At 60.5% G+C, this 13,849-nt stretch carries 5 protein-coding genes and 1 pseudogene; 5 read left to right on the top strand and 1 reads right to left on the bottom strand.

The genetic code is table 11. The features are described 5' to 3' along the window. The first annotated feature begins 68 nt into the window (after positions 1-68). From BN871_RS01860 to BN871_RS01850, 3 genes are all read left to right on the top strand, one after another. The gene (locus BN871_RS01860; RefSeq protein WP_048744074.1) at positions 69-2,468 is read left to right on the top strand and encodes a 3-hydroxyacyl-CoA dehydrogenase/enoyl-CoA hydratase family protein; all 2,400 of its coding nucleotides are present in this window, start codon (positions 69-71) and stop codon (positions 2,466-2,468) included. Positions 2,469-2,745: 277 nt separating this feature from the next. Then, the gene (locus BN871_RS01855; protein WP_048744135.1) at positions 2,746-3,930 is read left to right on the top strand and encodes an acetyl-CoA C-acyltransferase; all 1,185 of its coding nucleotides are present in this window, start codon (positions 2,746-2,748) and stop codon (positions 3,928-3,930) included. A 145-nt stretch (positions 3,931-4,075) separates the two neighbouring features. Further along, entirely contained in the window at positions 4,076-5,785 is a 1,710-nt protein-coding gene (locus BN871_RS01850; RefSeq protein ID WP_083436189.1) for an acyl-CoA dehydrogenase family protein, read from the top strand. A 115-nt stretch (positions 5,786-5,900) separates the two neighbouring features. On the opposite strand, the pseudogene BN871_RS26475 reads toward BN871_RS01850, so the two are convergent. Beyond that, positions 5,901-6,119: pseudogene (locus BN871_RS26475) on the bottom strand (AraC family ligand binding domain-containing protein); the annotation flags it as partial. Between the two features lie 652 nt (positions 6,120-6,771). On the opposite strand from BN871_RS26475, the gene BN871_RS01845 reads away from it, so the two are divergent. Together BN871_RS01845 and BN871_RS01840 are read left to right on the top strand one after the other, a co-directional pair. Continuing rightward, on the top strand, positions 6,772-12,258 hold the full coding sequence (locus BN871_RS01845; protein ID WP_083436186.1) for a S8 family serine peptidase: 5,487 nt from the start codon (positions 6,772-6,774) through the stop codon (positions 12,256-12,258). A 215-nt stretch (positions 12,259-12,473) separates the two neighbouring features. Continuing rightward, the gene (locus BN871_RS01840) at positions 12,474-13,808 is read left to right on the top strand and encodes a maltose ABC transporter substrate-binding protein (protein WP_048744070.1); all 1,335 of its coding nucleotides are present in this window, start codon (positions 12,474-12,476) and stop codon (positions 13,806-13,808) included. Positions 13,809-13,849: the final 41 nt, after the last annotated feature.

Genomic DNA, 13,849 nt, shown 5'->3' with positions numbered 1-13,849 from the left:
AGCATCCGACACGGGAAAAGCATTGTTCTTGAAAGCCGTAAAAACCTTAATCAAGGAGGCAAGCAACGATGAGCATTTCGATCCGCAAAGCCGCCGTCATCGGCTCCGGCATTATGGGTTCCGGCATTGCCGCCCATCTGGCCAACGTTGGCATTCCGACGCTGCTCCTGGACATCGTGCCCAAGCAGCTCACCCCCGAGGAAGAGAAGAAAGGCCTGACGGCCGAGCATCCGGCTGTCCGCAGCAGGCTGGCCGCAAGCGCCATCGCCAAGCTGAAGAAGACGAATCCGGCGCCTCTCTACGATCCGGCCTTCGCGGGCCGCATCACGCCGGGCAACCTGGAGGACGATCTCCACAAGATCGCGGATGCCGACTGGATCATCGAGGTCATCGTCGAGAATCTGGACGCGAAGCGCAGCCTGCTCGACCGCATCGAGCAGCACTGGAAGCCGGGAACGATTGTCAGCTCCAACACTTCCGGCATCTCCATCAACGCGATGGCGGAAGGGCGCAGCGAGCCGTTCCGCAGGTCGTTCATGGGCACCCATTTCTTCAATCCGCCCCGTTACATGAAACTGCTGGAAATCGTTCCGGCGGACGGAACGGATGCGGAGCTTGTGAACGAGATGAAGGCATTTGCAGAAACCGTCCTCGGCAAAGGCGTCGTCATCGCCAAGGACACCCCGAACTTCATTGCAAATAGAATCGGGACGTACGGTCTGCTCGTGTCGCTGCAGGAAATGGAGAAGGGCGGCTTCACCGTCGAGGAAGTGGATGCGGTCACCGGTCCGGCTATGGGACGCCCGAAGAGCGCCACCTTCCGCACGCTGGATCTCGTCGGCCTCGATACGTTCATCCATGTCGCGGACAACGTCCGCCTGAATGTGGACAACGAGGCCGAGCGCAAAGACTTCACGCCTCCGGCCGCCCTGACGCAGCTCGTCGAGCGCGGCTGGCTGGGCGAGAAATCCGGCCAGGGCTTCTATCTGAAGCGCAAAGGAGAAGGCGGCAAGAGCGAGATTCTGTCGATCGATCTCGGCACGCTGGAGTATACGCCGCAGAGGAAGGCGGCTTCCGGCTCCCTGGAAGCGGCGAAGAGCGTCAAAGGCGCCCGTGAAAAGACGAAGGCTCTCATCGGCGCCGGAGACAAGTATTCGGAGCTGGCCTGGAATATTTTGAAGCAGGTTCTGGTCTATTCCGCCGACAAGGTCGGGGAGATCGCCGACTCCATCCAGGAGATCGACGAAGCGATGAAATGGGGCTTCAACTGGGAGCTGGGGCCGTTTGAGACGTGGGATGCCATCGGGCTGGCGAAATCGGTGCAGCGGATGGAGAAGGAAGGCCTCGCCGTTCCGGCATGGGTCAAGGAATGGATCGATGCCGGCCATACGAGCTTCTACAAGAAAGACAACGGCAAGCGCTTCTACGTGAACGGCAGCCAGTATAAGGAAGTGGAAGCCCCTGTTCAAGAGATCGACCTTCGCTCGCTCAAGGAGCAGAACAAGGTCGTCAAATCCAATGCAGGCGCCAGCCTGATCGATATCGGCGACGGCGTCGTCTGCCTGGAATTCCATTCCCCGAACAACGCCATCGGCGACGATATCCTGTCGATGATCCAGCAGAGCGCGGAGGAAGTCCGGCGCAACTGGAGCGGTCTCGTTCTGGCGAATCAGGGCCGCAACTTCTGCGTCGGCGCGAATCTGATGCTGCTGCTCATGGAAGCGCAGGACGAAGAATGGGACGAAGTCGACGAAATCATCAACCTGTTCCAGCAGAGCATGTATAAGCTGAAGCGGCTGGAAAAGCCGGTCGTCGCGGCGCCCCACCGGATGACGCTCGGCGGCGGCGTCGAAGCCTGCATGCCGGCGGACCAGGTCATCGCCGCGGCGGAGACTTATTACGGCCTCGTCGAAGTCGGCGTCGGCCTCATCCCGGCCGGCGGCGGCTGCAAGGAATTCGCCTTGCGCGTCAGCAGGCAGGCCGGGCATCCGGAAGCGGATCTGCTGCCTCTGCTCGGCCAGGTGTTCGAGACGGTCGGCTCGGCGAAGGTCTCCTCGAGCGGGCATGATGCCAAGCGGCTCGGCTACCTCCGCACGAACGACCGCATCCTGCCGAACGCGGACCATCTGATCTACGAAGCGAAGCAGGCTGTCCTGCAGATGGCTGCGGACGGCTACACGCTCCCTCCGGAAGAGAAGATCCGCATCGCCGGCGCCGAAGGCAAGGCCGCGCTGCAGCTCGCGGCGATCGGCATGAAGGAAGGCGGCTACATCAGCGACCACGACCTTCTCATCGCCAAGAAGCTGGCGCATGTGCTGAGCGGCGGCGACTTGCCGGCCGGCACGCTCGTATCGGAGCAATATCTGCTCGATCTGGAGCGCGAAGCCTTCCTCAGCCTGACGGGCGAGCCGAAGACCCAGGCCCGCATGCAGCATATGCTCTCCAAAGGCAAGGCTTTGCGGAATTAGGATATCGCTCGGCACAGAAACGACATCTTCCTGTGGAATCAAAGCCATCCGGATTTAAGAGCGATGTGACCGCTCAGTATTCTGGAGGAGTTTGGGACGGCTGTGCAGAGATCGCAGGAAATGTAAGCGCCATGGAGAAGAGGAGCGGTCGCATTTGCAGCCGGATTTCCACATTCATGCGGAATCAAAGAAATCCGGGGGCAAGAGCGATCGGAAGGGCCTTTTATTTCCGGAGCGGCTGCTCACAAAACGCGAACCATTAAAGGAGCGTGAAGTCATGAGAGAAGCGGTAATCGTATCCATGGCCCGGACGGCAATCGGCAAAGGCAAGAAAGGCAGCCTTCGCCAAACCCGCGCGGACGACCTCGGCAAAATCGTGCTGCAGGAAGTGGTCTCGCGGGCGCCGGGGCTCAAGAAAGAAGATGTGGAGGATATCATCATCGGCTGCGCGATGCCCGAAGGGGAGCAGGGGCTCAACTTCGCCCGCATCATGTCGCTGTATGCAGGCTTCCCGGTGACGGTTCCGGCGCTGACCGTCAACCGGTTCTGCTCCTCCGGCCTGCAATCGATCGCCTTCGCGGCGGAGCGCATCATGACCGGCAACGCGGATGTGATGATCGCCGGCGGGGTGGAGAGCATGAGCCACGTTCCGATGACCGGCTTCAAAATTTCCCCGAATCCGAAAATCGTCGATGAATACCCGGAAGTCTATATCGGGATGGGGCATACGGCCGAGCGCGTCGCGGAGAAGTTCGGCGTCAGCCGCGAGGACCAGGACATCTTCGCTGCCCGCTCCCATGAGAAGGCGGCGGCGGCCATCGCCGCAGGCAAGTTCGCCGATGAGATCGTCCCGTTCGAAGCGGAGCTCAAGTCCATGGAAGACAGCGGCAAGGTGAAAACCGAGAAGTTCGTCTTCAACACCGATGAAGGCGTCCGCGTCGATACGACGCCGGATACGCTCGGCAAGCTGCGCCCTGCGTTCAAGCTGAACGGCTCGGTGACGGCGGGCAACTCCTCGCAGATCAGCGACGGAGCGGCTGCGGTCGTCATCATGAGCCGCGAGAAAGCCGACGAGCTCGGCCTGAAGCCGCTGGCTACATTCCGTTCGTTCGCCCTTGCGGGCGTCGAGCCGGAGATCATGGGCGTAGGCCCGGTCGAGGCGATTCCAAAGGCGCTGAAGCGAGCCGGCATTTCCCAGGAGCAGGTCGATCTCTATGAAATCAATGAAGCGTTCGCCTCCCAGTGCCTCCATATCATCCGGGAGCTCGGCATCGACGAGGAGAAGGTCAATGTCAACGGCGGCGCGATCGCGCTGGGCCATCCGCTCGGCTGCACCGGCACCAAGATCAGCGTCTCGCTGATCAACGAGCTGCGCCGCAGAGGCGGCGGCTACGGCGTCGTGTCGATGTGCATCGGCGGCGGCATGGGAGCGGCAGGCGTCTTCGAAGTCCATCCCGCTTGAGCAGGTAGAGTGCAGGCAAGGGATGCTGCACCGGGGCGTCCAGCCGGCCGAGGCGGAGCAGAATTCCGCTGGCGGCCGTCTCTGCGGCGGGGAAATCCGAGGGCAGCATGGCTCATCAATCAACCCATTCCAAGGAGCGATTATCATGACGACCAAAAGCAAAGTGCTGGGCGGAAGCTTCATTATCGAGGATATCGACGCGAGCAGCATTGTCATCCCGGAAGAATTGACCGAAGAGCAGCGCATGATCGCCGAGACGACGGAGGATTTCGTCGCGGGCGAGATCGCGCCTGTCGACGAGGCGATCGAGAAGCTCAATTATGAGCTGACGGTCGAAAAGCTGCGCAAGGCCGGAGAGCTCGGCCTGCTGGGAGCCGATGTGCCGGAAGCCTACGGCGGTCTCGGCCTCGACAAGGTCAGCTCCACGCTGATCAGCGAGAAAATGACGAAGGCGTCGGCATTCGCCCTTTCCGCCGGCGCGCATGTCGGCATCGGCACGCTGCCGATCGTCTATTTCGGCAATGAAGAGCAGAAGCAGAAGTACCTGCCCAAGCTCTCGACCGGCGAGCTGATCGCGGCTTACTGCCTGACGGAGCCGTCCTCCGGCTCCGACGCTCTCGGCGCCAAAGCGACGGCCGTCCTGGACGAGGACGGCAAGCATTACGTGCTGAACGGCACGAAGCAGTTCATTACGAACGCCGGCTTCGCCGACGTGTTCATCGTGTACGCCAAGGTGGACGGCAAGGACTTCAGCACGTTCATCGTCGAGCGTTCGATGGAAGGGGTGAGCATCGGTCCGGAAGAGAAGAAAATGGGCATCAAAGGCTCCTCGACCTGTCCGCTCATTCTGGAAGACGTCAAGGTGCCGGCCGAAAACCTGCTGTGGGAAGTCGGCAAGGGCCATCTGATCGCCTTCAACATCCTCAACATCGGCCGCTACAAGCTCGCCGTCGGCTGCGTAGGCTCCTCCAAGGACGCCATCGAATACTCGGCCAAATACGCGAATGAACGCACCCAGTTCGGCCGCCCGATCAGCAGCTTCCCGCTCGTGGCGAAGAAGCTGGCCGACATGAACATCCGCACGTACGTCATGGAGTCGATGGTCTACCGCACGGCCGGGCTGTTCGACGTCGGGCTCGCCGACGTGGACTATTCCGCTGCCGACGTCGGCTATCAGTCGGCCAAGGCGATCGCGGAATACCAGCTGGAATGCTCCATCAACAAGGTGTTCGCATCCGAAGGCCTCGACTTCGTCGCCGACGAAGGCGTGCAGATCCACGGCGGCTACGGCTTCACCCAGGAATACCGCGTCGAGCGCATCTACCGCGATTCCCGCATCAACCGCATCTTCGAGGGGACGAATGAAATCAACCGGCTGCTCATACCCGGCACGCTCATCAAGCGCGCGATGAAGGGCGAGCTGCCTCTCATGCAGAAAGCGATGAAGCTGCAGGGCGAGCTGCTGGAAATGCGCTCCTCGCTCGGCGAGAAGTTCGAGGGCACGCTGGAGCTGGAAGCTCATCTGCTCTCCAACGCCAAGAAAATCTTCCTGATGGCCGGCGCCGGAGCCGTCCAGAAGTACCAGATGAAGCTGGATCAGGAGCAGGAAATACTGAGCAACCTGGCCGACATCATGATCTCGATCTTTGCGATGGAAAGCGCCGTCCTCCGCACCCAAAAGCGCATTTCGCTCCAGGGCGGAGCAAAGGCTCAGCTCGGCGTCGACATGACGACCGTCTTCGTGCAGGAGGAGTTCGCCCGCATCGCGGAGCTTGCAAAGGAAACGCTCGCCGCCATGGAATCCGGGGATACGCTTCGCACGCAGCTGTCCGTGCTGAAAAAGCTKCCGCTGTGAGCGCAAGCCTCGGCGTGCTGGAGCGTCCCGTATCCGCTGTCGGAGAGGAGATGTCGAACCCGGCGGCCGCGGCGGCATGCGGCGCCCATGGTCCCTGGAAGGCGATCCAGCGGTAGCACCAAGGGTCGGCCGAATCGGCTTGATAAGAGACCAGCTGCCCGGGCTCGATGAGAAAGGAATGGCCGGCTTCGAGCCGGTGAACGGTCCCGCGGCATAGAAACTCTCCTTTTCCCGACAGCACATGGTGAAGCAAATAGAAATCATGCACTTTCGGCCCCAATCGATGTCCAGGCTTCGTCTGGCTCTCTCCTGCGAACAAAACCTCCAGCGGCATCTCCGCGCCTTCTTCGGAAGCGGGAACGACCCTATAGTAAAAGCTCTTCTCCATCCCCCTATTCTCCTTTCCCGTCTCCGATCGTGTGCTGCAAGCTCTCTAGCGAAAGTGTACCCGAATTTTCCGCCGGGCGCGAGCGGGAGGAGGACCGGGACGAAGGAGGCATGCCCGCCAGACTGCAAGGGAAAAGAAGGATGGGCATATCGGCCTTCGGCTTTGCTGGAGATCCCGGCCTTGTCGAATGATGCCTATGTTCTATTTCCTAGAGGGAGAGGGACTTGGGAATCAATTTCAGTATTAGTAAGAAAATTCCAAAAATTTCGATTGTGAATCCGAAAATACGAGACTATACTTGCTTTATTCTAAGACAAGATTCCTTGTCAATCGGCATGATTCGGATAGATCCGCATTTCGCTCGCGCAGCCGTCGTGCCCGGCCCTTGATCCGCCTCCCTCCAGCCATCCCCCCAGGAGCTCCCGCTTCCAGCGCTGCTTTTCTGTCATCGGCTCCTGCAGCTAACATCCTGCGCGATGCTTCGAACTACAGCTGGACGCAATCCGATCCTTTTGAAGGGGGTGATGATTTCGACCGCCGTCCGGCGGCGGCAGCAGATAGCTGATCCCATTAAACCAAGTATAGGGAGTGGTTAAGTTTGATTTTTAGAAAGAAAGGCAAGAGACCGATGGCTGTCCTGATGGCCGTCCTGCTGACGTTTTCGTTTCTGGAGCCGATCCACGCGGCAGGCTCCGTAGCTTCGGACAAGCTTGACCGCAATTCATCCATTCAGAAAGCGGCGGCTGCCAAGGTGGACGGCAAGCTGCTCAAGCAGTTCGGACAGTCGGAATACGTCACTTATCTCGTCAAAATGAAGGCCCAGGTCGATACGGCATCGGTGTCCAAGCAGGCTCTGCAGAAGGCTGCGCTGCAAAAGGCGACGCTGTCCGCGGCGAAGCTGTCCGCCCGCAGCGCGGTCGTCAGCACGCTTAGGGATACCGCCCTGCAGACTCAATCGGAGCTGGACGATTACTTGGAGAAAGCGCAGAAGAGCGGAAAAGTGAAGAGCTACAAAAGCTACTTCATCGTCAACGCGCTGGCGGTCACGAGCACGAAGGAGGTCATGGAGGAGCTCTCCAAGCTTCCGGGGGTCGACAAGGTGCTACCCGACGAAACCCGCTATTTGCAAAAGACCGAGGTGAAGCCGGACGTGACGGCGCCCGGCGCCGGAACAGCGGCGCAGCCGGCCGCCGGAGTCCAGAAGGAGGCTGGAGCCAAGACGGCTGCCGCTCCGAGCAGCGTGGAGTGGAACATCGCCCGCATCAACGCTCCGCAGGTATGGGCCCAGGGCATCGACGGGACCGGCATCGTCGTCGCCAACCTCGATTCGGGCGTGGATTATACCCACCCCGCCCTGCAGCGCAAATGGCGCGGCCTGGACGCATCCGGCGCCGTCGTCCATCCCGAGCTGAGCTGGTACGATCCCCATAGCGGAGCTTCGCTGCCTTCGGACAGCGACGGCCACGGAACCCATACGATGGGAACGATGGTCGGCTCGGAAGCGGACGGCTCCAACCAGATCGGCGTGGCGCCGGGAGCGAAATGGATCGCCGTCCGGATTTTCAATCCGGATACGACCGACAGCATCATTCTGGACGGAGGCCAATGGCTGCTCGCTCCGGTCGATGCGCAGGGAAATCTGCATCCCGAGCTTGCGCCGGACGTCGTGAACAACTCCTGGGGCGGAGGCGCCGGCATCGACGAGTGGTTCCGGCCGATCGTGCAGGCATGGAGAAGCGCGGGCATCTTCCCCGAGTTCTCGGCCGGCAACACGACGCTGACAAACCCGGGCGGACCGGGATCGGTCGCCAATCCGGCGAACTATCCGGAATCGTTCGCGACCGGAGCGACCGACATCTCCGACAACCTGGCCGACTTCTCGCTGCGGGGTCCGTCGCCATACGGCGAGATCAAGCCGGAGGTGTCCGCGCCGGGCGTCAACATCCGCTCCTCGATTCCGGGCGGATATGAGGGAGGCTGGAACGGCACGTCCATGGCGGGACCGCATACGACCGCTCTGGCCGCGCTGCTGCTGCAGGCGAACCATTCCCTGACGGTCGACCAGCTGGAGTCCATCATCATGAATACGGCGACTCCGAGAACGGACAGCGCCTATCCCAATAGTCCCAACAACGGCTACGGGCATGGCGTCATCAACGCGCTGGACGCGGTCGGCTCCGTTCTACAAGGCATCGGAACCGTATCGGGCAAAGTCGTGACCGGCGGGGACGATCTGGAGGAGCCCGTGCTGGAGCATGTGCCCGTAACGACGGCCTTCACCGGCTTCGACGTTCCGATCACCGCCCATGTCTACGACAATGTGAGCGTGAGCTCGGTCGAAGTATTCGCGCGGGCCAAAGGAACCCAGACGTATGTATACCTTCCTGCCGAGAGAGTGTCGGGCGATTACAAGGACGGAGTCTACTCGGCTTCGATTCCGGCATTCCTCGTGACGAAAGCCGGACTGGAGTATTACATCCGAGTCAACGATTACGGCAATAACGGCATTCAATCGCAGGTCTATTCCGTTGATGTCAGCGACGGCGTGAAGCCTGGCTACACGCAGGACTTCGAGAGCGGCTGGACGGGCTTCTCCACCGGCGGCGAAGGCCTTCCATGGCAATGGGGCGTGCCGGTCAGCGGACCGGGCAGAGCCGCTTCGGGGCAGAAGGTCGCCGCGACCAATCTGACAGGCACCTATGCCTCGAATTCCAACTCCTATCTGCTCGCTCCTCCGATCGACCTGACGGACAGTCCGCAGGGCGCCGTCCTGAGCTTCAAGCACTGGTACGACTTGGAGACCAACTATGACAATGGAACCGTCTATATCTCCGCTGCAAGCACGAACCATGAATTCGTGCCGGTTGCATCCTTCACCGGAGCGAGCGGAGGCTGGAAAACCCAGCTCATCGACCTGGCTCCGTATGCAGGCCAGCAGGTTCTGGTCGCCTTCAATCTGTCGAGCGACAACACCCAGAACAAAGCCGGCTGGTATCTCGACGACATCTCCATCGACGGACCGGACAGCCAGGCTCCCGGTGCGCCGACAGGCCTTGCAGGCGAAGCCGACGTGCTCGGCAATGTCCGCCTGACGTGGACGCCTCCGGCCGACCAGGACCTCAAGCAATTCGTGGTCTACCGTGCGGCGGAGGGAAGCTCCTCTTACGAGCAGATAGGCATATCGCCGGCGGCTTCCTACACCGATACGGTTACGGCGACGCAAGCGACGTATTCGTATGCCGTATCGGCGCAGGATTACAGCGGCAACATCGGTCCGAAATCGGATCCCGTCACCGTGTCGGTCAGCAGGGCCGGCATTCTGTACGAGGATGACTTCGACGGGGATACGGATAACGGCTGGACCCATTCCGGCACGAAGGACGAATGGGAACGCGGTATTCCAACGGCTCCGGGACCTGCTGCGGCAGCCTCGCCTCCAAATGTGTGGGGCACGGATCTGGATTCGACCTATGAGTCGAGCGCCGATTACTCGCTCGTATCGCCGCCGATCGACCTGACCGGGGCAGGCCATGCGTCGCTGACGTTCAATCATTGGTACGAGATCGAGGGCCGCTATGATTTCGGCCTTGTGGAAGCCTCTCGCGATGGAGGCGCATCCTGGACGGAGCTGCTGCGCTTCTCCGACAACACCGCCGGCAAGCAGTGGACGCCGGTCGTCTACAATCTGGATGCTTATGCCGGCTCGACCGTGCAGATCCGGTTCCGGCTCAAGTCGGACAGCAGCGTCGTCAAGGCGGGATGGTATCTGGACGACTTCCGCATTCTGGATACGTCAGCCTCCCTGCAGACGCAAGGCGATGCCCCAGCCGCGGCGATTCCGGGCCGCCAGAAGAACTCGGTCCAAGCCCCGCTGCTGAAAGTCGGCCATACGGACGAAGCCGGCTTCAAGCCGCAGGCGCAGCCTCAAGCTCAGCCGCAGGCTGATCAAGGCAGCATCGGCATTCAGAGCCTTCCGGCGAGCGCGACGGTCACCGTGCTGGAGACGGGGCGCTCGGTCAAGACGGATCCCGCCACCGGCAAATTCTCCTTCTCCCATGTGGCTGGAAGCTACACGCTGAAAGCCGAAGCGTACGGCTACTATCCGCAAACGAAGCCCGTCGAAATTACGGACGGCGGCACGGCCAAGGCCAGCTTCAGCCTGGAAGCGATCCCGCACGGGCAAATCCATGGCGTCGTCCGCGACGAGCGGAGCGGGGAGCCGATCTCCGGCGCCGTGGTCGCCGTTCTGGAAGATGCGGCCGTCGCGCCTGTGCGCACCGCAGCCGACGGAACCTTTACGTTCGACCTGCTTGAAGGGACATACACCCTTTCCGTGCAGAGCGGAGACTATTACAGCAAAACGGTCTCGGTCGCGGTGCCGGCCAACAAGGCGGTGGAACTGGCCGTCCTGTTGAAGCCGTTCATCGGCTTCCCGGGCGAAATCGCCTACGATGATGGAACGGCCGAAAACGCCAGGGCGTTCAACGCCGCGAACAACGCCTGGGCGGTACGCTTTACGCCGGAAGGCGGAGCCGCCCAGGTGACGGGAGCGTCGCTCCGGTTCTGGAACACGGAATTCCCGAGTCCGGGAGGAACGGCGTTCAAGTATGCCGTATACGATGCATCGGGCTCCGCAGGAGCGCCGGGCAGGCTTTTGGCAGGACCTTATGACGGAACCGCCCTGCGCAACGATCAGTGGACGACGGTGACGCTTGCCCAGCCTATTACGGTAACAGGCGATTTCTACATCGTTTATATCCAACCCAATGCAGGTCTCAGCTCTCCGGGGCTCGGCACGGACGAAAGCGGCAAAAACGCGCTGCGCAGCTGGCAGCGGGTCAGCGGCGTCTGGAGCCCGTCTCCCGTCGAGGAAGGCAATTATATGATCCGGGCGCAGGTGCGCTACGCCGTAAATGCTCCTGTAATTACGGCCCCGGCACCGAATACGTATACGAATAATGCCGAGCTTGCCGTGTCCGGAACATCGGCAGCCGACGGCGCCGAGATCCGGGTCTACAACGACGGCCAGCCAAGCGGAACGGGAACGGTAGCGGGCAAGAAGTTCAGCGTTCCCGTCACCCTCCACGCCGGAGCGAATGTGCTTACGGCGGAAGCGGTGATCGGCGGCAAAGCGACGGACCGCTCGGAGCCGGTGACAGTCGTTCTGGACCGGACGCCTCCGGCTCTGGCCGTGACATCCCCTGCCGATGGTGCCGTGACGAACGCAGAGACCGTAACGGTAACCGGCACTGCGGCAGATGAGTTCTTCAACCAGCTTACCGTCAACGGGCAGAAGGTTCAGCCGAAAGCCGACGGAAGCTTCACGCAGAAGCTGCTGGTCGAAGAGGGCGCGAATGCCATTACGGTCACCGCTTCCGATCTGGCCGGCAACGAGAGTACGGTCGTCCGCAGCGTCTATGTCAGCCGCAAGCTGCCCGAGCTGACGAATATCCAGCCTGCGCAGGACGTCCATATCCAATCCGGCCAATCAGTCGCGATTGCTTTCGACAGCAGCCCGGGACTGACGGCCTCGTTCACGATCGAGCTGCCCGCGGCGGCAAGCTCGCCGGCCCGCAGCGGCTTCCCGCTGACGGAGACGTCGCCAGGCCATTACGCTGGAAGCTATACGACTTCTTCCGCCCTTCAGCTGCAGGGGGGCATCATCGTCCTTGCGGCCAAGGATGCGGCAGGCAACACCGCCGTAACGGAGGCTCCGGGCAAGCTGTATGTCAGCGCACCGGCGCCAACACCAACACCGACACCGGCGCCAACACCAACACCAACACCAACACCAACACCAACACCAACACCAACACCGACACCTACACCAACACCGACGCCAACGCCGGTACCGACGCCGACACCAAAGCCAACGCCGACACCAAAGCCGACACCAAAGCCGACACCGACACCAAAGCCGACACCAACACCGACACCTGGCAGAGGTGCATGGTTATCCCCTCTACAGCAATTTCGAGCAAATAGAAGGAAACCTAAGAATAAGGGAGCGAAAAACCGGTTTCCCAAAGGTTTCCCAACGAAATTGCCCGAAAACAAGAGTGCAAACGTTTTTACAAGAGAATGAGGCGGCGGGTATGATGGAATCAATCCGATTGACTTGAAGCGCTTTCAAACAGGCAATCGTTCGGAAATCGGCATTTCATAGGTAAGAAGACTCTTCTTCCGTACAAACGTTTGCGCTTTTGTAGGGAAATGCCAACGTATGGACGCCTATATTGTGGAGTGCAGGAGGGCGCAATCGGAATATCATCGAACCAGCTGGAAGGGGATCAGTAAAAAATGAACAGATGGCAAAAGCTCGCCGCCTTCGCGACGGTATGCACCTTGTCCGTATCACTGGCCGCATGCGGCAACGGCAACGATAGCAGCAACAATGCAGGCACGGAAAGCAACACGGGAGCTGTCAACGAACCGGCAGCCAACGCTGCAGGAAACACAGGCGGAGACACGGCCGATGCTCCGGCCATCCAGCCTGAAGAGGGAGCGAGCCTTCTCGTATGGGAAAGTAAAGAAGAGAGACCATTCACCGACGAGATCGCCAAGGAATTCACGGCGAAATACAACATTCCGGTCAAGATCGACGAAGTCGCTACGACGGATCAGGTAACCCGCCTCCAGACGGACGGTCCTACCGGCGTCGGCGCCGATGTCATCGTATTCCCGCATGACCACCTCGGCCGCGCGGTGACGGGACAGATGATCCTGCCGAACGAAGAGTTCGGTGCGGAAACGACTGCGAACAACACGGAAAACTCCATTCAAGGCGTAAGCTACGACGGCGTTCTGTACGGCTACCCGCGCGCTGCGGAAACCTATGCCCTGTACTATAATAAATCGCTCGTTCCCGAAGCTCCAAAAAGCTTCGACGACGTCATCGCCCTGGCTTCCAAGCTGAACGATCCGGCTAAAAACAAATACGCCCTCATGTGGGAAGCAGGCAATACTTACTTCAACTATCCGTTCATCGCCTCCACCGGCGGCTACCTGTTCGGCAAGAACGGCACCGACAAGACGGATCTCGGCATGAACAACGACGGCGCCCTGGAAGGCATGAAGGTCTACCAAAGCCTGAAAGCCATCCTGCCGATCAAAACCGGCGACGTGAATCCTGACATCAAGCGCGGCCTGTTCACCGGCGGCGACGTGGCGATGGACATCAACGGTCCTTGGGAACTGAGCACGTACAAAGAAGCCCTCGGCGACAAGCTGGGCGTAGCTCCGATTCCTATGGTCGCAGGCAAGCCGGCCGTATCCTTCTCCGGCATCAAAGCCTGGTACGTCAGCTCCTACAGCCAGTACCCGAATGCAGCCAAGCTGTTCGCCGAGTTCGCATCCGACAAGAAAGCCCAGCTGCTGCTGAACTCCAAGGTCGGTTCCATTCCGACGAACAAGGAAGCTCAAGCCGATCCGCAAATTACGGGCGACGAGTACGTGAGCGGGTTCATGGAGCAGTTCAAGAACTCCCAGCCGATGCCTAACATTCCGGAAATGAACAACGTGTGGTCTCCGATGGAAGCCGCCTTCACGACGGTATGGAATGACAACAAGGATCCTAAGGCCGCTCTCGACAACGCGAAAAAGCAAATCGAAGAGCTCATCGCAAGCAACGGCTAAAGCTCTCCTCGGCGGCAGCCGAGGCCAAGGCCAGAGATAGA

The sequence above is a fragment of the Paenibacillus sp. P22 genome, assembly GCF_000469945.2.
Lineage (GTDB): Bacteria > Bacillota > Bacilli > Paenibacillales > Paenibacillaceae > Paenibacillus_O > Paenibacillus_O humicus.
Note: the sequence above shows the minus strand (reverse complement) of the source record. Positions and strands in the feature narration are given on the sequence as shown.